At 42.8% G+C, this 21,586-nt stretch carries 23 protein-coding genes and 2 pseudogenes; 13 read left to right on the top strand and 12 right to left on the bottom strand.

What is annotated here, in order from left to right:
- The first annotated feature begins 38 nt into the window (after positions 1–38).
- A complete protein-coding gene (locus tag V5G28_RS25445; RefSeq protein ID WP_332995739.1) occupies positions 39–905 on the top strand; it encodes a hypothetical protein in 867 nt (288 codons plus the stop codon).
- Between the two features lie 5 nt (positions 906–910).
- On the opposite strand, the gene V5G28_RS25440 is transcribed toward V5G28_RS25445, so the two are convergent.
- Positions 911–1,378 (bottom strand): chemotaxis protein CheB, encoded by a 468-nt coding sequence (locus V5G28_RS25440; RefSeq protein WP_332995737.1) that lies wholly within the window; start codon positions 1,376–1,378, stop codon positions 911–913.
- A 45-nt stretch (positions 1,379–1,423) separates the two neighbouring features.
- On the opposite strand from V5G28_RS25440, the pseudogene V5G28_RS25435 reads away from it, so the two are divergent.
- The 3 genes and pseudogenes from V5G28_RS25435 to V5G28_RS25425 all read left to right on the top strand — a co-directional run.
- Positions 1,424–1,645, top strand: a pseudogene (locus V5G28_RS25435) (DUF2087 domain-containing protein); the annotation flags it as partial.
- A 449-nt stretch (positions 1,646–2,094) separates the two neighbouring features.
- Positions 2,095–2,730: a hypothetical protein gene (locus V5G28_RS25430; protein ID WP_332995735.1), complete on the top strand. Its 636-nt coding sequence runs from the start codon at positions 2,095–2,097 to the stop codon at positions 2,728–2,730.
- Positions 2,731–2,954: 224 nt separating this feature from the next.
- On the top strand, positions 2,955–3,566 hold the full coding sequence (locus V5G28_RS25425; RefSeq protein WP_332995928.1) for an RNA-guided endonuclease InsQ/TnpB family protein: 612 nt from the start codon (positions 2,955–2,957) through the stop codon (positions 3,564–3,566).
- A 29-nt stretch (positions 3,567–3,595) separates the two neighbouring features.
- Here V5G28_RS25425 and V5G28_RS25420 read toward each other — a convergent pair whose 3' ends face one another.
- The 3 genes from V5G28_RS25420 to V5G28_RS25410 form a co-directional block, all read right to left on the bottom strand.
- Positions 3,596–4,468 carry a TRADD-N-associated membrane domain-containing protein gene (locus V5G28_RS25420; protein WP_336231336.1) on the bottom strand — a complete coding sequence of 291 codons (873 nt, stop codon included), beginning with the start codon at positions 4,466–4,468 and terminating at the stop codon, positions 3,596–3,598.
- Positions 4,469–4,583: 115 nt separating this feature from the next.
- Positions 4,584–5,369 (bottom strand): ABC transporter ATP-binding protein, encoded by a 786-nt coding sequence (locus V5G28_RS25415; RefSeq protein WP_096567995.1) that lies wholly within the window; start codon positions 5,367–5,369, stop codon positions 4,584–4,586.
- Positions 5,359–6,492: a branched-chain amino acid ABC transporter permease gene (locus V5G28_RS25410; protein WP_332995729.1), complete on the bottom strand. Its 1,134-nt coding sequence runs from the start codon at positions 6,490–6,492 to the stop codon at positions 5,359–5,361. Before V5G28_RS25410 ends, V5G28_RS25415 begins: the two co-directional genes overlap by 11 nt.
- A 239-nt stretch (positions 6,493–6,731) precedes the next feature.
- On the opposite strand from V5G28_RS25410, the gene V5G28_RS25405 reads away from it, so the two are divergent.
- From V5G28_RS25405 to V5G28_RS25395, 3 genes are all read left to right on the top strand, one after another.
- Positions 6,732–7,400, top strand: a complete 669-nt coding sequence (locus V5G28_RS25405) for a Uma2 family endonuclease (protein ID WP_332995727.1) — start codon at positions 6,732–6,734, stop codon at positions 7,398–7,400.
- 164 nt (positions 7,401–7,564) lie between these two features.
- Positions 7,565–9,154, top strand: coding sequence for a glucose-6-phosphate isomerase (locus V5G28_RS25400; RefSeq protein WP_332995725.1), 1,590 nt, complete (start codon positions 7,565–7,567; stop codon positions 9,152–9,154).
- A gap of 123 nt (positions 9,155–9,277) precedes the next feature.
- Positions 9,278–9,742, top strand: coding sequence for a dTDP-4-dehydrorhamnose 3,5-epimerase (locus V5G28_RS25395; protein WP_332995724.1), 465 nt, complete (start codon positions 9,278–9,280; stop codon positions 9,740–9,742).
- A gap of 44 nt (positions 9,743–9,786) precedes the next feature.
- Here the strand turns inward: V5G28_RS25395 and V5G28_RS25390 are convergent, their stop codons facing one another.
- Positions 9,787–10,377, bottom strand: coding sequence for a Uma2 family endonuclease (locus V5G28_RS25390; protein WP_332995722.1), 591 nt, complete (start codon positions 10,375–10,377; stop codon positions 9,787–9,789).
- Between the two features lie 215 nt (positions 10,378–10,592).
- Positions 10,593–11,606: a DUF1802 domain-containing protein gene (locus tag V5G28_RS25385; RefSeq protein ID WP_332995720.1), complete on the bottom strand. Its 1,014-nt coding sequence runs from the start codon at positions 11,604–11,606 to the stop codon at positions 10,593–10,595.
- 681 nt (positions 11,607–12,287) lie between these two features.
- Between V5G28_RS25385 and V5G28_RS25380 the strand changes: the two genes are divergently transcribed.
- Together V5G28_RS25380 and V5G28_RS25375 are read left to right on the top strand one after the other, a co-directional pair.
- Entirely contained in the window at positions 12,288–12,830 is a 543-nt protein-coding gene (locus V5G28_RS25380) for a hypothetical protein (protein ID WP_332995718.1), read from the top strand.
- A gap of 20 nt (positions 12,831–12,850) precedes the next feature.
- Positions 12,851–13,228: a hypothetical protein gene (locus tag V5G28_RS25375; RefSeq protein ID WP_332995716.1), complete on the top strand. Its 378-nt coding sequence runs from the start codon at positions 12,851–12,853 to the stop codon at positions 13,226–13,228.
- 86 nt (positions 13,229–13,314) lie between these two features.
- Here the strand turns inward: V5G28_RS25375 and V5G28_RS25370 are convergent.
- A pseudogene (locus tag V5G28_RS25370) lies at positions 13,315–13,635 on the bottom strand (hypothetical protein); the annotation flags it as partial.
- Positions 13,636–14,459: 824 nt separating this feature from the next.
- Here V5G28_RS25370 and V5G28_RS25365 point away from each other — a divergent pair.
- On the top strand, positions 14,460–14,960 hold the full coding sequence (locus V5G28_RS25365) for a hypothetical protein (protein WP_332995714.1): 501 nt from the start codon (positions 14,460–14,462) through the stop codon (positions 14,958–14,960).
- Positions 14,961–15,069: 109 nt separating this feature from the next.
- Positions 15,070–15,498 carry a hypothetical protein gene (locus V5G28_RS25360; RefSeq protein WP_332995712.1) on the top strand — a complete coding sequence of 143 codons (429 nt, stop codon included), beginning with the start codon at positions 15,070–15,072 and terminating at the stop codon, positions 15,496–15,498.
- 529 nt (positions 15,499–16,027) lie between these two features.
- On the opposite strand, the gene mdh is transcribed toward V5G28_RS25360, so the two are convergent.
- The 5 genes from mdh to V5G28_RS25335 all read right to left on the bottom strand — a co-directional run bounded on the left by mdh (position 16,028) and on the right by V5G28_RS25335 (position 19,929).
- Complete coding sequence (mdh, locus tag V5G28_RS25355) at positions 16,028–17,008, bottom strand: malate dehydrogenase (protein ID WP_332995710.1); 981 nt, start codon at positions 17,006–17,008, stop codon at positions 16,028–16,030.
- Positions 17,009–17,038: 30 nt separating this feature from the next.
- Positions 17,039–17,254 (bottom strand): NAD(P)H-quinone oxidoreductase subunit O, encoded by a 216-nt coding sequence (locus V5G28_RS25350; protein ID WP_073636319.1) that lies wholly within the window; start codon positions 17,252–17,254, stop codon positions 17,039–17,041.
- 373 nt (positions 17,255–17,627) lie between these two features.
- The gene (locus V5G28_RS25345) at positions 17,628–18,566 is read right to left on the bottom strand and encodes a DNA-formamidopyrimidine glycosylase (RefSeq protein WP_332995708.1); all 939 of its coding nucleotides are present in this window, start codon (positions 18,564–18,566) and stop codon (positions 17,628–17,630) included.
- A 150-nt stretch (positions 18,567–18,716) separates the two neighbouring features.
- Positions 18,717–18,929, bottom strand: a complete 213-nt coding sequence (locus tag V5G28_RS25340; RefSeq protein WP_073636322.1) for a photosystem I reaction center subunit IV — start codon at positions 18,927–18,929, stop codon at positions 18,717–18,719.
- A gap of 415 nt (positions 18,930–19,344) precedes the next feature.
- Complete coding sequence (locus V5G28_RS25335; protein ID WP_332995926.1) at positions 19,345–19,929, bottom strand: PAP/fibrillin family protein; 585 nt, start codon at positions 19,927–19,929, stop codon at positions 19,345–19,347.
- 226 nt (positions 19,930–20,155) lie between these two features.
- On the opposite strand from V5G28_RS25335, the gene V5G28_RS25330 reads away from it, so the two are divergent.
- A complete protein-coding gene (locus tag V5G28_RS25330) occupies positions 20,156–20,395 on the top strand; it encodes a DUF3134 domain-containing protein (protein WP_041037964.1) in 240 nt (79 codons plus the stop codon).
- Positions 20,396–20,474: 79 nt separating this feature from the next.
- The gene (gene mraY, locus V5G28_RS25325; protein WP_332995704.1) at positions 20,475–21,578 is read left to right on the top strand and encodes a phospho-N-acetylmuramoyl-pentapeptide-transferase; all 1,104 of its coding nucleotides are present in this window, start codon (positions 20,475–20,477) and stop codon (positions 21,576–21,578) included.
- The last annotated feature ends 8 nt before the right edge of the window (positions 21,579–21,586 follow it).

Genomic DNA, 21,586 nt, shown 5'->3' with positions numbered 1-21,586 from the left:
TAGTAAAACAAGTTGAGAAGATTGCACGAGCGTAATAGATGGATAGTTTGGACGACTCTATCAAGACAACATTCTTAGAAAACTTCGAGCCTCGTACCCAAAAAAGCGAACCAGACTCGATTCTAAGCAAGGTTTCATTATTATTAAATAACATAGAGTCTATATGCAAAAGCAATCAAGTTGGTCAGGGACTTGAGCAAGTCCCAGAAAATACCAATTTTGATAAAGATAATCTTCTTACAGATTCAATTGACCTTGACTCTGGTGAAAGACCGGAAATTGAGGATAGAGTAGAGCTTTTGTGCGAGCAAATAGAAACTCTCAAGCAACTATTGTACTACAAGCAGTTAGAACTCGAAGAGATAAAGCAAGAGTTGCGTTATACAAATGAGGACTTGTGTGCTGCGCTTCATTCACCGTGGGTAACGCTTGATCAGGCTAAACAATTAGTTAAAGAAATTTCGGTAAGTAAAAAGCCTGTCGGTGAAACTTTAGCAAAACTCCTAAGCGCTATCTATAATTCACCTGTCAAACCTTCAGAGTTGGAGCAGATACACAACTCACATTCTATGAAACCTTCGTCAACTGAGCCAAACAATTGCATATCCACTAATTTTGATGCGTTAAAAACTAAGACTACGGAACTGAGAAAGCAAGGTGCTGAAATTAGGGCGAAATCTAGGATGCTTAGAGAGTATTCTCAGGGAATTCAGGCTCGCTCTAGAGAACTTAAAGCTCAATTTAATGAAGTGGGAATTCAGTTTGTTGGTCATGCTTCATTCATGAGTTGTCAAGGAAAGTTAAACCAGACTAAAGCTGAAGCCATTCATCTGGCGGACGTTAGTCCGCCAGACGAATGGCTCGATTTTGGCATAGTTCTTGTCAGGCTACTTTTTCAGTCATAACCAGGCTAACCGATCGCATTTAGAGGAAGAACGAAATCGACTTTCCCAGTGTTGATAGCAGATTGGGGCATACTGAAACACTCGCTAGTAGCCTCATCTTGAACAATCACCGTACCGCCATGCTTTTTTACGGCTAGTACTCCCAAAACACCATCGCTATCTTTGCCAGTGACGACGACCGCGATCGCTCGACTTTTAAAACTTTCCGCCGCTGATGCGAACATTTTATCACCTGCCGGGCGGACAAAGTTCATTTTTGGTGTATCTGAAAGCGACAGGGTACCGTTTGGGTTCACTAGCAGGTGCTTGTTGGGGACAGGAGTGTAGATTGTCCCTGAACGTAACAAATCTCCTTGCTCTGCCTGCTTGACTCGCAAAGCCGTCGATCTGCTAAGGATTTCCGCCATGTAACTGGGGTACTGGGGAGACAAATGCTGTACCACAATAATCCCTGCTGGAAAGTTAGCTGGCAAAGTCGAAACAATTTGGCTAATCGCTTTGAGCCCACCTCTTGAAGCGGCGATCGCCTTAAAGAAATTCCTACGAGCCGCAAAAAACGCTTAGTGATTCTCAAATGGTTGGCAAGCAAATTTGACATGGAAATGAAGTACTCGGAACGCACAGTCAATGAAATTCTCAAGTGCTACCATCCTGACTACGCCACTTTACGCCGAGAGTTAATCAGCTACCAGTTGATGCGAAGCGAAAATAGAATGTATTGGCGTTTCGTACAAGATTGACGAGGCAAATTATTTCAATCGCTGATACGGTTTGATACAGATTATCCCCCGCCACTATATATACATACAAGACTATATTCATTTAAGGGGGATGTATTCTATTTAAGTAAAGACAATATTTAAGTATTTTTACGATTACATAAACTCTTTTTGTGTTTAATACTACTTAGAAAGAGAACTTTTTACAGAAAAACAGTATTTTCTTGGTCATCAAAGATAAATTATACTAAAAATTTTAGAGATTTTTGGTATTCTTCATCAAAAATATACAAACAAGTCTTCAACTCATGTACTAATTTTGGATGAGAAAATAAGTATAATTTACATCATTGTGTTGTCTTGACTTGGGATTTTTAAATTGTTTAGGCTGTAAATACAGTGTTTGATTAAGGGTGCAGGTCTTTGATTACTGAAGTTGTCTTCACACTGGATACCACTAGGTTTTCATTATGTTCAAAAAAATCTTACTCCCTACCGTAGTGATATCAGGTACACTCTTTGCTTCCTTCATGTTGCTTTTAGCCCTGCAAGGGTCTAAGCCTGTGAAGATCCAAACAGAGAGTCAAGAAATTTTCTACGGTGAACTCAAAGATATTGTTTCTCCCGGAGTGGGAGCCGTGTTCAGTCTAGGACTAGGACTTGCGGGTGCAGTTTTGTGGGGATTGCAACAGTCCTTAGATCAATCTTCTAACTTAGAAAAGCAGTTATCCAATCTCCAAAAGGAGATAGCGGAAAAAGACTCTCAAATTCAAGCGCTTAAGCTTTCACCATCCAATCCAACGCTGTCTCAACTGAAATGGTTTTTGGAGGAAAATGAGAGCAAAACTCAAGCAACCACAGCTGGTGTAAATACAATTACTCGCCCACAGGCTGCGCCACGTGTTTCTACACCTGTTTCTACAAAAACTACAGAAACCACAATTTCTCAAACCGTTACCAAACCACTGGTCATTACTAACACAGAGTATGAGCCTCAACCGATAACAGTGAATCAATTATCTGTGCAAACAGCCACTTCTACATTCCCCTCTGCTCAATCTGCTTTAGGATTAACTCAAAGGTATGGTAAGCACGCTGATGCTTGAACAATGACTTCACGGTACTGAGTACTAGCGATTGGCGACTGGGAGGAATTGAGGACGAGGAATGGCTCTCCCTGTTTGGAGGAACTCTTGAGAAGTATCAAATATTTTAGTTGATCCCCCCTTTGCCCCTTAAAAAGGGGGATTTAGGGGGATCATTAATAAATTTTGGTACAACACGACACTTTCCAAACATCCTCTAAAAAGAAAGGCAGTAATAACCGGATATTGCAGCCCAGAAAGTTGGTAAACTTCATAAAAAGATAGCGGATAAACGTCAATCCTATCAATGGTACGTGGCTAACAAAATTATTAGTAAGAAAGTTGATGCTATCGGGTTGGAAGGCTTAAACGTGGCTGGTATGCTACGTCGTTGTAAGGTAAAAGTTGACGAATCTAATAGAAGATTTTTAAAAAACGGACAGAGTAGAAAAAAGGCTTTAAACCGCTCTATTTCTGAAGCTGCATGGACGGAATTAACTTTAAAAATCGAGTATCTTGCTGGGAAACATGGAAAGGTTGTAATTAAAGTTAACCCTCGGCATTATTCATGTGAATGTAGAAAATGTGGTCACATAGATAAACTGAATCGTGATAGAGAAAGGTTCGTTTGCACAAGTTGTGGTCACATTGAAAATGCCGACATTGGTGCAGCAAAAACCATCAGAGATAGAGCTATCGAAGTAATTCAAAGTATGGTACACGGGAACTCCGTGAAACCTGAGCCACGAGGTTCTAAACGCCCGAAAAATCGTAAGGAGAAATCACCACGCGATTATCGCAAACGTGGTGAGCCTGGGAACCTGAGCAATCAGGATATTAAGGCGGCGATGTCTTAAGAATCACCGTACCTTTAGGTCGCTGAGTGTCAACGAATAAACTGTCTAGTATTAGGATTTTCCTTTTCTGTTAGGCTAGTTTTGTTTTCTTCATCTTTTTGGTAAATCAAGTGATTAGGTAACGGCTGAGATTCTAATCCCACAATTTGGAGCGCCCATTGAGCCTTGACGAAATCTCGTAGATCTTGATTTTCTATAGATTCTATAAGAGTAATAGCTTGTGTTTGCTTATCATCTAAACGTAAGCGATCATAAAGTTCTGTTGCTCGCTTTCTTGTGTCTTCAGCTTGCTTAAAAAATAGTGCTGCTACTGCTTCTATAGCGATTCCTGGAAGAGTGTTCAGCAGTGTTAGTTGGGGTTGTCGCTTTAGCGAGTAAAAAAAACCTATATACATGATAAAGAGAAACCCAATAGTTGCTGCTGAAACACTAAACCAAAACTGTGCCGCAGCCTGAGTTAAAGCTTGAGTATGATAACTTTCAATAAGTTCCGCCGCTATTGAACTGAGACTACTGTGAGCCTCATCTGTGATATTTTGAGGTCTGGAAGCAGAGAAATTAAAGGCTAATTGCGATCGCTTGACAGCATTGACAGTTTCTCTGGTGCTTTTGAGTAATTCTTCTACTTGTTCTTTATTTCTCCCAGATAGCAGTGCTGTTGCCAAACCAAGTGTCGTCAAGGCAAGTGCAGCAACACCGCCAATTAAGATAGGTCTTGCGACATCTAATGCACTGATATTAGAGTTATTGTCGCCCTGATTATCGCTGGGAGTATATGTGGACGATGGCGAGTTCCTCAATGGTGAAGACTGAGGGAAAGCAGGTACAGCTATAAAAGTATTCATCGCCGTTGCTATGGCGACTATTACAGCTAAACCAACTCTTTTTTTACCAGCTGGCATAGTGACCATATCAATATAGACAAGGTTATCCTAACGCACGCACTGATAACTGACCTTACGGGTTCAAGGATCCCGAACCAATACCCAATCCCTAATCCCTAATCCCCAATCCCCTTTACGCTGATTTCCCCAGATAGGCTTCCAAAACTTTGGAATTACGCTGAATTTCTTCTGGTGTGCCGTCGGCAAGATTTCGTCCTTCGGCTAGCACCCAAACTTGATTGCATAATGACATTATGACATCCATATTATGCTCAATGATCAGAAATGTCATGCCATTCTTATTCCAAGCGATAATGCGATCGCATATCTCATCAATCAGTCTGGGATTCACGCCAGCGGCTGGTTCATCCAACAAAATTAATTTGGGTTCAGTCATCAGCGCCCTTCCCATCTCCAGCAGCTTGCGCTGTCCACCAGATAGTCCTCCAGCGTAATCATATGCTTTGTGCGCTAATCCCACCGATTCCAACAACAACAGCGCCCGTTCTTTAAGTGCTTTTTGTTCCTGGGCAATTTTATGTTGTTGGAATTGTACCTGCCAAAAGTTCTCGCCTGTTTGTTTTTGCGCTGCTAGCAACATATTTTCCAGCACCGACAACCGCGACAAAGTTCGGGCTACCTGAAAGGTACGAACCATTCCCATTTGGGCGATTTGGTATGGCTGCAAGTTCTGTATCGGTTCGCCGTCGAATGTCACCCGTCCTTTGTCTGGGCGGATGAAGTGTGAGAGTAAGTTAAATAATGTCGTTTTCCCTGCACCGTTAGGACCAATCAAGCCAGTGATACTACCACTTGGCACTTGAATTTCGGCGTTATCGACCGCCTTAATCCCACCAAAGTTTTTGCAAAGCCCCGTTGCAGACAACAGCGGAAATTGAGACGACTCGTTATTTGCCAAGGGTGAGTTCCTCCTTTTTCCCTAAAATACCTTGAGGACGCCAAATCATGAGTACCATCAAGATAAGACCTATGATCATGATCCGCAATGCACTTAAACGGTCTGAATCTAGAGGGATAATTTTATCTAAGTTGCGCGTTCCTTCATAGTATATAAAGTAAATGATCGCGCCCAAGACTGTGCCAAGATTATTACCAGAACCACCTAAAATGACGATAATCCAAGCGTTAAAAGTTTCCTGTGGCTCAAAATTATTTGGATAAATTGCGGAAAGTTGCCATGCAATGAAAGCACCTGCAATACCTGCAACAGCACCTCCTAGCATCAGCGATTGGAGTTTATACCAAAAGACGTTTTTTCCTAATGCCTTGGGAATCTCTTCATCTTCGCGGATGGCTTTAAGGATTCGACCCCAAGGCGATCGCACTAAAATTTCCAGCCGCCAGAACACAAAAGCTAATACTATCAGTGATATCAGCATCAAACCTGCTGTTGGGTTGTCGTTATATAAGCCGATCGCACCCGATATATAAACAGCCACTGTTAACACTGCCAACAAAACTCCTATAACCAGGCGTGATATGAATTCTTGCTTGCCACCTACTTTCTTATGTGAATTAGCAATATTTGATACTTCAGAAACGCGAATCCATCGCCACAACGAGAAGAAAGTGATACCAGCAAGTAGGGTCAACACCCCAATTAGCAAAAGTTTGATGAATAGATTGGGTACAAGAGTTGCTAAAGGTATAGGGTAACTTTGTACACCAAATGCTCCAGACCTCCACTCATTACCCACAGGTAAATCCTGGTTATTCACCACAAGACGGATCAATTCGCCAACGCCAATGGTGACAATTGCCAGGTAATCTTCTCGTAAACGCAAAGTCGAGAAACCAATTACCAATCCCAATAATGCTGCAACAACTGCGCCAATGATTGCTGACAGCAACAAAGGAACACCTTTTAAGCTTAACAACACAGTGGTATACGCGCCCAGAGTCATAAAGGCAACATGACCAAAGTTAATCAAGCCCGTAAAACCCCACTGCAAGTTCAGTCCCAGACCGAACAAAGCAAAAATTGAGGTAGAAATCGTTAAGAAAATGAGATATTCAACCATAAGTTATTAAGTCATGAGTTATTAGTTGATATTACGCATTGATCAAAGCTGGCGCGGGACATTGTACTACATCTTCATCAATTAACATTTGCGGGTACGTTCGGTACAAAGTCATTCTCGATCAGCCTGCACGGTAAAACCGCTGTTTGTACTCTTGCGACCTTGGGCATTGGTGCTGACTTAGAATTAGTTTAAAAACAAAAACTCTGGGTAAGCAAGAATTATCAGGAACAATCACAATGGTTCAATCAGCGCCAAAACTTTTAACTGTTGATGAATTTATTAGCTACTACGGCGATAGCGATCGCTATGAGTTAATTGATGGTGAATTAATCGAGATGGAACCAACTGGACCACATGAGCAGGTATCCGCCTTCATTGGGCGAAAACTGAATGTAGAAATTGATCGCCAGGATGCAACCTATTTTATCCCCCATCGATGCCTCATCAAACTGTTGGGGACTGATACCGCATTTCGTCCCCATCTGATTGTCTTAGACCAAACTCGACTGATAAATGAGCGGTTATGGCAAAAAGAACCTGTCATTACATTGGGAAACTCAATTAAACTCATTGCTGAAGTCGTCAGTACAAACTGGCAAAACCACTACGCCCGTAAGGTTGAAGATTACGCCACCTTAGGGGTGTTTGAGTATTGGATTGTTGAGGACACTGCGTTGGACGGGTTCCCCGGCTTGAAGCAAGTGTCCGTCGATTATCTGGGGATTGGTGGCAGAGAATATATTGGTAAACCTAAACAGCCAACGGTGACAATTTGTACCCTAGTAGAGGATGAGTATCAAAAACAGTTATTTCAAAATAACGACCAACTTGTTTCCTCAACCTTTCCCAACTTGCAACTTACCGCAAAACAAGTATTTGCAGCAGGACAGTCTGTTCCGATGTAGTTTCTATGTGCTGGCAATATTTAAGCGTAAGCGAGGGTCATACCTATGCCAGATGTTTAAGGTGAATAATTCAGCCAACACTTAAAACTGTATAAGGTAGACAGGGGAATGCCGCTCCTTGGCTTAAACTTGTTTTTGAAAATCACTTTACTTGAGATTTCCCTATGGACGCTACGGCACTTTGGCAACGGTACCAGGAATGGTTATATTTCCATGAAGGATTAGGACTGTACCTCGATGTAAGCAGGATGCGGTTTGATGATGCCTTCGCCCTGAAGTTGCAGCCGAAGTTTGAAAAAGCTTTCGCGGATATGGCGGAACTTGAGAAGGGGGCGATCGCCAACCCAGATGAAAACCGCATGGTTGGACACTACTGGCTGCGGAATCCTGATTTAGCCCCTACGCCAGAACTCACACAAGAAATCGTAGAAACCATAGAGCAAATCGAAGTATTTGCCGAAAAAATCCACACAGGTGGGATTCACTCTCCAAAAGCTAACCGCTTCACCGATATTATCTCGATTGGCATTGGTGGTTCTGCCCTGGGTCCGGAATTTGTTGCTGATGCTTTAGCCCCAGACTTTCCACCTCTGGCGATTCATTTTATCGACAATAGCGACCCAGCAGGAATTGACCGCATTTTGACTCATCTGAGAAATCGCCTTGCTAGCACTTTGGTATTGGTGATTTCCAAGTCTGGGGGAACGCCCGAACCGCGCAACGGCATGCTCGAAGTCAAAAAGGCTTATTCAGGACAGAATTTGGACTTTGCGAATTATGCGATCGCTATTACCATGCCAGGTAGTAAGCTCGACGAACAAGCAAAATCCGAAGGATGGCTCGCCAGATTTCCCATGTTCGACTGGGTGGGAGGGCGCACGTCAGAACTGTCTGCCGTGGGGCTATTACCAGCGGCGTTGCAAGGTATCGATATTCTTCCTATGCTGCAGGGTGCAAAAGAGATGGATGACGCGACCCGCGTCCCTGACATCAAACAGAACCCAGCCGCATTGTTAGCTTTGTCCTGGTACTATGCAGGTAATGGACGGGGCGAAAAAGACATGGTTGTCCTACCTTACAAAGACAGCTTACTGTTATTCAGTCGCTATTTGCAACAGCTGGTGATGGAATCCTTGGGTAAGGAGAAAGACTTAGAAGGGAACATCGTTCACCAAGGTATCGCCGTTTATGGTAACAAAGGTTCAACCGACCAACACGCTTACGTTCAGCAGTTGCGCGAGGGTGTGGCGAATTTCTTTGTTACCTTCATTGAAGTTTTGGAAGACCGAAAGGGTCCATCTACAGAAATTGACCCCGGAACAACAGCAGGCGATTATCTCTCTGGTTTTCTCCAAGGAACCCGACAAGCGCTTTATGAAAACCACCGCGACTCGATTACTGTCACCATTCCCGAAGTCAATCCCCGGACAGTGGGAGCGTTAATTGCTTTATATGAGCGAGCTGTAGGTTTTTATGGCAGCTTAGTGAACGTTAACGCCTATCATCAACCAGGCGTAGAAGCTGGTAAAAAAGCAGCCGCTGCCATTCTTGACTTACAAAAACGAGTCTTGGAAGTTTTGCAAACAGAAAAAACCGCCCTTTCTCTGGAACAGGTTGCTCAAAAAGCAGCTGCAACAAACCAAATTGAGCAAATTTACAAGATATTGCGTCATTTACACGCAAATCAGCGCGGAATTGTGTTGGAAGGTAATTTGGCAGAACCCAGCAGTTTGAAGGTTTCTATCAGCGGATAAATTTAACAGTTCCCCTACCATACTTTGGTCATCTTTTGTTGCCAAAGTAACAATTTTTTTTGATTGAGCATCTAAGATTGAAGACAAGCTTCAATTTTTACGATGCTCTTTTACAACACCGTTATGAGTAAATACAGGGGAATTGAAATCCGTAGGCTGGAATCTAGCAAAGGGGGGATGGTTGACTTTTTTACCGCCCAAGCCAGTCATGAAACAATGCTGGTACAGGTTCCGCCCAATACAGTAGATGATTTATTTGTTCACAAAACGCACACAGACCAACTATTAGTGGTTAAGGGACGGTTTGTCATCGTCACTTTGCTTAATAAGCAATATCAGTATATTCCTTTAAGTGAAGAGCATCCTGAGTTAGTGATAATTCCGCCAGGAGTTTTGCACGGGGCGATTAATTTGAGTTCACAACCCTGTGTTTTGGTGAATGCAGTGTTGCGTCACAAACCACCTCAAGCGCGGGATTATATTCCCCATAAGCGACCATTTCCTTATGATTTAGAAGCAGCAGAAGCGGCGTTGAAGAATTTGGAAATGACAAACCAAATAAAGAATTATGGGGCGACGCCAGTATAAGTTGTTTAGGTTAACTTGTGTCAGGGCTGGGTGAGTAGCCCACCCTAATTTTTTTGTGTCTCGCCAAATTTCACCTTGTTGTACACATCTGCTAAAGACATTTGAAACGGTATTGAGATGAGAGTTATACTTTCATCTTCTTCGTCGTATTCACAAAGCGACCATCGCTTCTTTGCCGTTTTAGAATATTGCTCAATATATATTCGAGTTTGGTCAATCAAAACATACTCACCAAAAGAGGGAATTGTCCTGTAAGCCTGAAATTTTCCCTCTCGATCATAACCTGCGGTTGATTCTGACAAAACTTCAATAATTACTATAGGGTTACTAATAGTATCAGTGCGATTATCCCAATATATTGGTTCACCAGCTATTACCATCACGTCTGGGTACGTGTAGATTCGCTGCTGCGGTATCCACAAACGCACATCACCCATAAAGACTCCATAATCCTGCTGCTTAAAAGCAAAATTTAATTCAGTACTGACATTAAGGGCTATCCGGTTGTGATTTGTCGTTCCACCTGCAATGGGGATTATTAGACCATTAATATAGTCACTTTTGTATTCTGCGGTTTCTTCTAGTTGTAAATACTCTTCTGGAGAGTAGTGTCGCTGTTCTTGGTAGGTTTGCATGATTTTTGGGAGTGTTTCGGCTACAAGAATATTTTCGCTTAGGGACTTCCAAATAAAAAAATATCCAACTTTTTTTGTGGGATGGGCATCTTGCCCGTCCTATAAACTGCGCGTTAACAGTGAATTATAAGGTTGGAATACTGACTTTGGGATGAATGTATGTGCTGTGAAAAGAACCGCAGAGAACGCAGAGGACGCAGAGGTAAGAGAGAGGACTAAATTTGAGGAGTTGGTAAGTCGCGCAGGAAGTAAAAGCGATCGCTCTTCCAATCACTCCCCTTGATTCTTCCCAAATATCCTATTAATGGTGAGGAAAGTTCAATCACTAAATCGTGAACTGCTTCATCGGTTAGCTTGGGATTTTGAGTGGCATTATAATGAGCGCGAATTTCTGTTACTGTGAAATTTTGACTGGTAGTTACTGACCTTTCGTTATCTTGATTAAAGAGTTGTTGGACTGCTTGGACGATTTGCGATCGCAACTGGATTTGTCTTTTAACTTTTTCAATATACTCATCAATCTTGTAGTCAATCTGCCCAGGAGCAAGATATTTTTTTAGTTCAATTAGGTCAACAGAACCAGCATATTTTGCGTGTAGTTCAACTAACTTCTGTAAAGTCATAACATTGATAATACTGATTTTAGATATTGCAGCCGATGCTTGAAGTTGTTTAGTCGGTTTACCAGGACCAATAATCAAGCGAACAGCGTTCATATAATTTTCTTTAAGATGTCTCTTGCCAATCCTGTCTAATTCCTCAACTGTACGATCAGGAATACTTTTACCTGCCTTACATTCGCTAACTAAGGAATACGGTTTTGAACAAAATAAATCTAAGCCGCCTGCACCCCCTTTATAGGCTTCCTCAAGCTTAAATCCTAAAAACTCAAGGCTGCGACGTGCAATGTTTTCAAATTCTGTTCCAGCTTGATAATTGCTTTTGCCCTGATCTTGTTCTTTGCTGCGATCGCCTAACGCTGCAATGTTGTTTATCCAAGCTAAATCTGCATCGGGTTGCTGGATAAGTTCCTCTGTAGTCCAACCTAAAAATGCTTTGATATCCTGATCTAATTGTTTAGCCGCTGGGTTGGTGATGGTAAGGGAGGCTAAAGCACTCTGTAATTCTTCCAATTCTGGATGCAGTGGTGGTTGGCGTGTTTCGAGTTGGTGTTTGCGAATGGTAAAGAAGCGATCGTTCAACACGGGGTTTGCTTGAGAAACAGTCACAGGTTGCGGTAAAACAACAAACTTTCCTACCTTTTCCTAAATGCTGGGGTTGACTGACACTTTTAGGGCATAAGGTAGCTTGTATACGCAACGCGCAAAGAAACCCAACATTTCTGTAATTGCACTTGATGAACTCAGTAAGTCGTCTAACGTAACGGCTTAACAAGATTGAATTTATGCGATGATTAGCGAACTTGGTAATTTGGCGTGTTACGTTGGCAAGATAGCTTCTTTACAAAGAATTAGGCACTTTTACACAAAATCATCCGGATCGGTACTACTATATACTGAATTTTTTATAAAATAGCAGCGTCATACCTGTATAAATGCTAGCTTTTGGTATCAGGGTTTGGACGGGTACAACGCTCATTCAAGGCTTAAATAGGACTTACACACTGCCCCTTTTTAAGGGGGCTTGGGGTGATCTAAAAGTCTAGAATGCTCCTTTTCTCGTTAAATCTGCGTAAATCGTGTCAAATTCAAAATTTTTTATATCTACTTAATTGTAAAGCTACAGCAGAACACTTTCCGCTACTTATAAGTATGAACAGAGGTTTTTATGGCTCCTAGACAGATAAGAAATATCAAGCCAGCAAACTTGTCAATCACTAATAGAACCTTGAAAATTGACTATCCATACGTTGTTTATCAAATTCGGAATATTGCTACTTTAAATAAATTTTGTTACAAAAAAAACAAAATCCTAATTTGCAAGAACAATTAGGATTATTTATCAGATATTTTCTGATATTAATTGGTTTACTATTTTCTATTGCAGCATTCATGGTATTTTTGAGTCGCGGTCAAGTAATTGAGTTAATAATAGTAATTTCAGTCTACGGCTTGTCGCCTTTTGTTTTATATAGAATAATTGTCAAAAGAACAACAGTATTTCAAATCATTCAAAAAGCAAGAACAGGAGTCGCTAAAAAGTCTTCCTATAAATGGTTAGCCATGATAAAAGAACTAATCAAAGTAATATTTATAGAAGAAAAAAAACAACCATTGTACTATGGTGTTTCTATCTCAACTAATGATGGTAAAAAGGTAAGTATACCTCATTATGACGAAGAGTATATAGAGAATATAATGGCAAAGATATACGAGGTAATGGAAAATCAAGATACCCCCGCAAGCTATCACTTTGTAGTAGAAGGAGACTTGATTCAACAAAGCGGTAATTTTGATGTTGGAGTTAATCAAGGAAACATGAATTCATTTTAATTTAGGAGACCATAAAATTTATGAACTATCAAGATAGAGATATTATTCAGCAAAAAGGCGAATTTTTTGTTGTAGGCGTCAATAAAGGAGAGATTCGCACAACAAATTTAGGTGGAATAATTAACAACGAAGCTCAAACAAAAAGCCGAACTGAAGCTGCTGCCGAAATCCAGCTATTGTTAAAGCGACTAGAGAAAACTAATCCTACTACAACGGAGATTGAAAAACTTACAGTTGTAGCTAAAGCGACAGAAGCAATAAATCAAAATCCGACACTGAAAGCACGGGTTATTAATGCATTAAAAGCAGGAGGAACTGAAGCTTTTAAAGAAGCTGTAGACCACCCACTAGTGAACATCTTGGTGGCAACTATTGAAGGCTGGCGAGAAACTGAATAAATCAGTGTAAGACGCGATCGCACTCCCTACCGCCTTAGGTGGTGCGGTAGGGAGTCCAGCTACCGCACATGCTGATCACCAATCTACTTCAGCAGTGCATTAGCCGTCCAAGTACCGACAATAGTTCCTTCAAACCTAAAATCCGAACTTTTCAAACCTTCACCCAGCACCTCTAAACCCACAGGAGATACTAGAGAGTAGCCTTGTTTGGAAATAGCGATCGCTCCTTTTTCCTCCAATTCCTTAAAGATGCTCTGATAATCTGCTACCTTCTTGCTTTTGGTAACAATTCGCTTCGTCAGTTCACCTTTCTTCACTTCCTGCTTTGCTCCTCCCAAATCCCACAAAGCCAGAAGGAGACGAGTTTTCGCTTGAGTTTCGATACCTTGTAAATTTTTTGACGGCATATTAATAGTTCTATTTGCTACAACTAGTATAGTTTTTAGTCAAACACTGCTACTTATGTATTTTTACTTAAATAGTTCGTGTATGTATTTTTGCTAAATTTTACTTAAATGTATCTCCACAAAAACTCAACACTGATTTATCAATGTCTCGGTTGTAACTTTAATTTTTGAAATTATTTATAAATAAACGAAATAGATAGCCCTCTAAATAATTTTTTTATAGCGGTTCTCAATTTGCTCAAATATGACAGGAACCCCACCCCCCAAGCCCCTCTCTGGAAGAACCCTCCAGAGCAGGAGTATTTCTCCCATTCGTGTGAACTTAAGCCAAAACCCTTCTAAAATCTCATTTTTAGGTAGAACCTAGAAATGTGGTTAGGCAGGTCTGAGCAAGATGGAAGCTGTGCCTCCCAATGGTATTCCCAGCCAGAGCCTGGGAACAAGACAATCTTCAAAAAATTGTCAATTACTGACTTTCACCTTAACTTGACATGTATGTATTTCTCCCCTCCTCGCTTGCGGGGAGGGGTAAGGGGTGGGGTCAAAACCGTAGTGCATCCAAATGCAAATACGGAACAGCAAAAACACCTATCTAAAAGTTGTATATTTAACGCATATTTCCTGAGGATGAATGCAGATTCTCTCAAAGGCGGGATGGAGAACTTGAGAAATTGCATCATGATTGCAATCAAACGGTTTATTTGTGCTGTTGTCAAAGAACGGCTAGTGTTCTTTCTGTCGTACCTTGAAATTACAGAAATTCCTTCACAGTTGTTTGTTCTAACAGTACGCATTTAGCAAATGCAGGGTGATGAGGAAACATAATGATCACGATATCCCCAAAGCGTAAAAAAGCTCCGCTTCCACTGGCTATCTTTCTTTCGGCATTACTAATACTACCGATACTGAGTGGTTGCGGTGGAGGTTCCCAAACTGCTGCGCCACCGCCACCTGTTAACGATACCGTTGGTAGAAATGTAAATAATCCAGCCCCCGCAAACCAACCACAAGAAGCTAAGAGGGGATTATCAACGGGGCAAAAAGTAGGGATAACCTTGGTGGGAGCCGCCGCTCTTTACTACCTCTACAACCAGCGAAAGAATGCTAAAGCAGAGGGAGCGCAGGGCAAGTACTACCTTTCTAAGAACGGGCGTGTCTACTACCGCGATGCTCAAGGTCGTCCACAGTGGGTATCACCACCTTCCGGAGGAATTCAAGTTCCGGAGTCACAAGCGCAACAGTACCGAGATTTCCAAGGATATAACGGGCGTCAAACAGGTCGCACTTTAACGGACATCGCTCCACAAGAAGCCCCCGCATTTTAAATAAAAAGCCGTTTGTTCGGGATAGCACTTAGGCGTAGGCAATAAGGCAACCCAAAACGACAAAAAAACAACGGCACAATTAACCACCGAAATAAAAAGGAGATACGTTATGGTAGACGACTTTTTGAGAAAGGCAAAGGATTTGATTATTGGGTCAAACGACGATCAGCGCCAGCCACGTCCAGCAAGTGAAGATCCATATGGAGATCCAGCCGATCAGGATTACTACAGTAACGCTATCCCCGCAAGTCAAGACCCCTACGGCGACCCTGCTGATTCCTACGGGCAGTATGGCAATGTCATCCCCGCCAGCCAAGACCCATACGGCGACCCTGCTGATTCCTACGGGCAGTATGGCAACGTCATCCCCGCCAGCCAAGACCCCTACGGCGACCCTGCTGATTCCTATGGAGAGTATGGCAACGTCATCCCCGCAAGCCAAGACCCCTACGGCGACCCTGCAGACCAAGAATATGGTAACGTCCGCCCAGCAAGTGAAGACCCCTACGGCGACCCTGCGGATCAGGGTTACCGATAATTAACAAAGGAAAAATAATCCTCTACTGATTACAGCCAAGCCCAATATAGACTCCGCCCCCATCTCCGCTTTTAGCGAGGTCAAGGAAGGAGTCTTTTTGTTTTGTTATAGGTAGCTAAATACACATAATTTTATATAAAATCCGGAAACTTACCCAAAACCAAAATCACAGAACCCCACCCCCAACCCCTCCCCGCTTGCGGGGAGGGGAGCAAAAGCGCAGATGATTGCGGGGTGGGGTTTTCCGGCTATGGGTCAATACAGTTCAGTTAAGGATTGATCCTCCCTAGCCCTCCTTAAAAAGGAGGGAACTAAGCCCCCTTTTTATTTAAGGGGGTTGGGGGATCTTAACAAAACTAAACACCACTAACTGAACCGTATTGGGCTATGGGTAATCGAGCGCACTTGATACTACTTATAATCACAGAACCCCACCCTTGACCCCTCCCCGCAAGCAGGGAGGGGAGCAAAAGCGCAGATGATTGCGGGGTGGGGTTTTCCGGTTATGGATAATTAGAGCGGCATAATATTACCTAGTAACAGCAGCAAAAATTTCTTGTGCTCTGTCAAGATTTTTACGTACTTCTCGGGCGCAAATATGCAAAGCATCCCTTTCTGCATCACAGAGGTTTAATTCCACGACTTTCTCAATTCCGCTACGTCCTAAGCGACAGGGAACGCCGATAAAAATATCATTTAAACCATATTCACCTTGGAGATACGCCGCCACTGGTAACAATCGCGACTGATTCAGCAATATTGATTCCACCATCACGCAAGTCGAAGAAGCGGGGGCAAAAAAAGCACTTCCTGTTTGCATCAATTGCACAATTTCTGCACCACCGTTACGGGTACGCTGCACTAATCGCTCAATTGTGGCTGCATCGAGCAATTCTGTAATCGGAACACCATTGACAGTAGCATAACGCGGCAAGGGCACCATTAAATCTCCGTGGCTACCCAGAACCATCGCGTTGACATCTTGGGGACAAACTCCCAATTCCATTGCAATAAAGGTTTCTAAGCGTGCTGAGTCTAACACGCCAGCCATACCCATAATGCGATCGCTTGGAAGCCCGGTTGCTTGCCATGCTAAGTAAGTCATCACATCCAAGGGATTTGTGACAATTATAAATATAGCTTCGGGAGAATAAACAATTGCTTTGCTTGCGGCTTCCACCACAATCTTGGCATTTGCCACCAGCAAATCATCGCGAGTCATGCCAGGTTTGCGGGGAAAACCTGCCGTAATGACTACGACATCAGAACCAGATGTCTCAGCATAATCGTTTGTACCAATAATCCGACGATTGTGCAGTTCAATTCCCCTTGCCTCCATCAAATCGAGTGCCAGTCCTCGGGGCATACCCTCGACAATATCAAGCAACACGACATCTGCTAGATTTTTTTCGGCAATACGTTGCGCTAAGGTACTACCAACCTTGCCAGCACCGACAACGGTGACACGGGGTGAATGACACATTTTTGGGGAGGAAGGGGAATAGCTCATAATTGCAGTACCTGTGCTAATGGTTGAGTGTTATTTAAATTCTTCAAGTTGATCCTGACGTAGCCACATATTTGGTGTTGGCACTTTCCCGAACTTCACAAGGGCATAATCACCTTTGATATCTACAACTTCGCCCTTGGTTTCAAACAGATAGGAAGGAAAACGTGGGTCACTCGCTTGTGCTTCTAGACTGTTTTCCAGCTTCTCGCGGACAGCGCGAACCATATCTCCTCTTTTTACAGCCATGAGTTTCCCTCTTGAGTATGTAAATTGGTTGTATTCAGGATCTTAGCTCGCACGAAGTCCTTCTAGAGCTAGGAGTTGCCTCCTCCCTAGGTGTGTCGGGAAATGCCCTGATTAGATATCAGTTCGTTTTATGGCTGCTAAATTTGGATTCCTCAAACTTCCTACTGGTAGTAGCTTGTCTCAAAATCCACGCATTGCAACCGCAGGCACACGCAGATATACGCAGATAATTTCTAGATAACTATCTGCCCTCATCTACGTTTATTCAAAATTCCGAATCTTAAATGAAAATTGTATCAGAAGAATACAATAATTTTTATACATTAATTTTTCACTTTAAGTTGCAATCTTTTGGATTTTTAATTTGAATTGCTTATCGTTGACACTGAACACAATAGTGGCTTGAACGCCCAGCTAACCGAGTCCGTGCAATTGCCGTACCACAAACTCGACAGGGTTCTCCAGCACGGTTGTAAACCCAGGCAACCCCACCGTAGTTACCGTTGATGCCCTTGACATTCAGGAAATTACTAAAAGTTGTACCGCCAGCCTGTATACTGGCTTCTAACACTTGAATAATGCTGGATCGCAAACGCTCAATTTGCTCTGGCTGCAAATCTATACATAAAGTTTCTGGCAGGACTCCACTGAGAAACAGGGCTTCATCAGCATAGATATTACCTAAGCCTGCCACGACTGACTGATCTAAAAGTGCCGTCTTTATCGGACGCCGACGGTTCCGCACTTTAAGCGCCAAGTACTCAACAGTAAATTCCGGTGAAAAGGGGTCTACTGCTAATCTTGCCAAACTTGTGATAATGCTTTCTGGTGGCACTCCTGGAGGCACCCACCACATTTGACCGAAGGTACGTTGGTCAACAAAGCGTAATTCGCGTTGATCTCTAAAAAATAATCTGACTCGCGTGTGCTTGTGTAACGGTTCATCTTGATGCAGCCACAAAAGTTGACCGGTCATTCGTAGATGAACCCCCAGCCCGCCGTTAAGGGGAGATGAGGGAGATGAGGGAGATGAGGGGGATGAGGAAGATGAGGGAGTGAGGGCTTCGCCGTGAGCGCTCAGCCGAACGGAGTGAGGGAGTGAGGGGGATGGGGTGAGTTCGGCTAGAAGATATTTGCCGCGACGATGCCAAGTTGAGATGGCACTTCCTTTGATTCCAGTTAAGAACTCATCAACAGAAAACGGGTAGGCGATGGTGCGTTTAAGCAGCACATCTCCACCCGTAATTTCCTGGTTAAGGGTTAATTGATTCAAACCCCGCCGGACTGTTTCAACTTCAGGCAGTTCAGGCATCTTTTTTAGGAGATCAGCAGATGGGGGAGATGGAAGGATGAGGGGGATAAGAAGGATAAGGGGGATAAGGGGGATATCTTCCTCATACTCCTCATCTTCCTCATACTCCTCATCTTCCCGACTTCCCCATGATAATCTGGCGCGAACCTGTTACTTCTTCGCCTTTGCCTGTGGAGCTTCAATCTCTATGAGTTCTTCCAGACCATAGTTATTGGTGTTGACGCCAGCGTAATTTACCTTGTTAAAACGGACAATCACAGGGTATTTGATACCGCTTTGGTCAATAGACGCTACGGTTCCTACATCCTGATACCAGTAAGATTCCCGGCGGAGAATACGTACTTTAGAACCACGTTGAACCATGAGTTTCTTCCCTTTGAGTTATCAATCGCCAATATATAAGGCTAATTGATTTCACTCTACAACCAGGAGGTCTCATCAAGAGGCTTTGTTAAGTTATTTATCTTGCCTTCTTGTTGTCTCTTGAGGAACTTATAGGATCAATTTTCGTCATTTAGAGTAAAGAGGGAATAAGTTACAGGGTGCAGCGAACCACGAACCTACGGGATAGGTTACAGGGTAAAGGTTATCAGGTGCAGGGGATAGGTTACAAAAAATAGGTTGTTTGAGTACAGCGCAGGCGAGGCATTTGACTCTCACCTACGACTTGTTACCTATTCCCCATTCTAGATTATTCAAAAAAAGTGTAAAATTCTCCTTGACAAAATTCCTGGGATCGCTTAACTTCATTGGTCGCAAGGACTTTTCTGGGATAACCTTATGCTTTTGTCAAGACAAACACGCTCCCCTCATTACCTCTACCAATACGCAAATTGTCATCTATATAAGTTATATCTAACCAGCCTTGTTGTTCCTTACTATTTAAAGGAAAATCAATTGCAGTGAGTTTTTTACCGACTTCGAGTTGTTGGATAAATTTCTCTGGAGAATTGTAGCCTAGTAAACGTTGTAAACCGATAATCGATCGCTCAAATTTCACGTTGACGCGCCGAGTTGAGACTGGCTCAAATTTTGCAGCAACGCTGACTATACCTTCAAGAAAAGGTAAGCCATAAATCTCAGCTATGTTGTAAACACTGTTAGTTTCTACGCGGATACACTGATAAATTTGACCAAGTTTGTACAGTGGTAAGCTATCAATGTTTAATAGAGCTTTGCTAGTGGTATATATTAATCGCCAATTACCATTTAGCAAATTTGTTGCTTCAACTGGAGAAGGTGTAGGATTTACATCTTCCAAATTTGCAATTGCTACCAAAATAGCTTGCTTGTCCTGCTCTGTAGCAAGCAGCCCGCGATTTTTCCCAGCAATTGCTTCTAAAAGATCTGTCTTTCCAAGCATCGTCATATAACCTCAAAAACATCAGTATCAAGAAAATATTGATGAACTATGTATAGTGCCATACTAATGAAGAATTGGCTTTCAAATTTGGCTGATCAATAAATAAATAAAAAATTTTTTGTCGGATTTATCAGTCAAACAGTTGAATGAACAAGTAAATCGGGCATTATCAAGTGATAAACTCTAAGTGTCTAGTTACCTTCCCCTTTTATTGTCTTCTGTAGATATGCTAAATTCTCCTTTGCGTGAAGTACCCCGAAACCAGCGGGCATCTGTAATTCCATTAAAGCAAGAGTCCTCCCTACTCGACTGGTTGCAATCTAACGGTCGTCTGATAGCACGTGATGTTCTCGAGCCTGATTTTCTAGATGACGAAGAAGAGATATCAGAGTTTTTGAGTACTGATGATGGCATTGGCGAATATGACTTCGATGACGACGATGATGCTGCTCCTGATGAGGAGTAAATAATTCTGGCTGAAGGTATATTGGCATAGATAGTCCCGATTGTTTAGTTTTGCAAGTGTGGAGTGAAGGGAAGTTTCCGTGGACGCAAAATTATCTCCTGACCAAGGATTGAGCATTATCAATGGCATAGGTCTGGTCTCTGTACTGGGTGTAAGTCTAGGTGTATCAGCACTGGTATTAGATTGGGTGGCGAATAGGTTGCCCTGGCAAGGTATGTCGCTCACCTTGCCATTTTTATTCTGCGCGCTGGCTTCAGCCGCCGCCGGCTTCTGGGCAATACCACTACTGCAAGCCCTGAAAACAGGGCAAATCATCCGCGAGGATGGTCCGCAGGCTCATCTAAAAAAAGCAGGTACACCAACAATGGGGGGCATTTTCTTTGTTCCCGTGGCAGCGATCGCTGCCTGTGTATGGTCTAGCTTTGCGACAGAAGTGCTAGCCGTTTCTGCTTTAACATTAAGTTATGGATTTATTGGCTGGATTGACGACTGGGAAATTCTGCGCCGCAAGTCTAATAAAGGTATATCTCCTCGGATGAAACTAGCTTTGCAAGTCGGTTTTGCACTAGCTTTCTGTGTGTGGCTGTTTTTTACTCAACCTTTTAACATTACAACAATTGCTTTGCCTTTGGGTTTTTCTTTACCCTTAGGGTTACTGTTCTGGCCCTTGGCTGGCTTTGTCTTAGTGGCAGAAAGTAACGCCACAAATCTGACTGATGGTATTGATGGCTTAGCAGCAGGAACGGTGGCGGTCGCACTGCTGGCATTAGGGGCGCTGGCTGCACCCTCCTCGCCTGGATTGATGGTTTTCTGCGCTTGTATGAGTGGCAGTTGCTTAGGATTCCTGGCACATAACCGTAACCCAGCCCGTGTTTTCATGGGAGACACGGGTTCCTTGGCTTTAGGAGGCGCTTTAGCAGCAGTAGGTTTGTTGACTAACAGCTTAGTAGCGCTGTTCATTCTCAGCGGCATCTTCTTCGTAGAAACCCTTTCCGTGATGGCACAGGTTGGTTATTACAAAGCTACCAAAGGTCCTGATGGCAAAGGCAAGCGCCTGCTGAAGATGGCTCCGTTACACCATCATCTGGAACTGACTGGTTGGTCAGAACTGCAAGTTGTTGCCGTCTTTTATATAGTTAGTGCCATTTTGGCTGTCATCTGTTTAACAATTGGTGGGTTATGATTCTTTTA

The organism is Scytonema sp. PRP1 (genome assembly GCF_036697665.2).
GTDB classification, from domain to species: Bacteria; Cyanobacteriota; Cyanobacteriia; order Cyanobacteriales; family Nostocaceae; genus Kalymmatonema; species Kalymmatonema gypsitolerans.
The sequence above is the reverse complement of the archived record's forward strand: the minus strand, read 5'-3'. Positions and strand labels throughout refer to the sequence as shown.

Bases quoted from the DNA above. Each gene is read 5' to 3' on its own strand.
- mdh (WP_332995710.1), bottom strand. From the start codon at position 17,008: ATGAGCTATTCCCCTTCCTCCCCAAAAATGTGTCATTCACCCCGTGTC.
- V5G28_RS25390 (WP_332995722.1), bottom strand. From the start codon at position 10,377: ATGCAAACCTACCAAGAACAGCGACACTACTCTCCAGAAGAGTATTTA.
- V5G28_RS25350 (WP_073636319.1), bottom strand. From the start codon at position 17,254: ATGGCTGTAAAAAGAGGAGATATGGTTCGCGCTGTCCGCGAGAAGCTG.
- V5G28_RS25410 (WP_332995729.1), bottom strand. From the start codon at position 6,492: ATGGTTGAATATCTCATTTTCTTAACGATTTCTACCTCAATTTTTGCT.
- V5G28_RS25345 (WP_332995708.1), bottom strand. From the start codon at position 18,566: ATGCCTGAACTGCCTGAAGTTGAAACAGTCCGGCGGGGTTTGAATCAA.
- V5G28_RS25445 (WP_332995739.1), top strand. From the start codon at position 39: ATGGATAGTTTGGACGACTCTATCAAGACAACATTCTTAGAAAACTTC.
- V5G28_RS25375 (WP_332995716.1), top strand. From the start codon at position 12,851: ATGAACTATCAAGATAGAGATATTATTCAGCAAAAAGGCGAATTTTTT.
- V5G28_RS25405 (WP_332995727.1), top strand. From the start codon at position 6,732: ATGGTTCAATCAGCGCCAAAACTTTTAACTGTTGATGAATTTATTAGC.
- V5G28_RS25365 (WP_332995714.1), top strand. From the start codon at position 14,460: ATGATCACGATATCCCCAAAGCGTAAAAAAGCTCCGCTTCCACTGGCT.
- V5G28_RS25430 (WP_332995735.1), top strand. From the start codon at position 2,095: ATGTTCAAAAAAATCTTACTCCCTACCGTAGTGATATCAGGTACACTC.
- V5G28_RS25360 (WP_332995712.1), top strand. From the start codon at position 15,070: ATGGTAGACGACTTTTTGAGAAAGGCAAAGGATTTGATTATTGGGTCA.
- V5G28_RS25340 (WP_073636322.1), bottom strand. From the start codon at position 18,929: ATGGTTCAACGTGGTTCTAAAGTACGTATTCTCCGCCGGGAATCTTAC.
- V5G28_RS25400 (WP_332995725.1), top strand. From the start codon at position 7,565: ATGGACGCTACGGCACTTTGGCAACGGTACCAGGAATGGTTATATTTC.
- V5G28_RS25330 (WP_041037964.1), top strand. From the start codon at position 20,156: ATGCTAAATTCTCCTTTGCGTGAAGTACCCCGAAACCAGCGGGCATCT.
- V5G28_RS25420 (WP_336231336.1), bottom strand. From the start codon at position 4,468: ATGCCAGCTGGTAAAAAAAGAGTTGGTTTAGCTGTAATAGTCGCCATA.
- V5G28_RS25335 (WP_332995926.1), bottom strand. From the start codon at position 19,929: ATGCTTGGAAAGACAGATCTTTTAGAAGCAATTGCTGGGAAAAATCGC.
- V5G28_RS25395 (WP_332995724.1), top strand. From the start codon at position 9,278: ATGAGTAAATACAGGGGAATTGAAATCCGTAGGCTGGAATCTAGCAAA.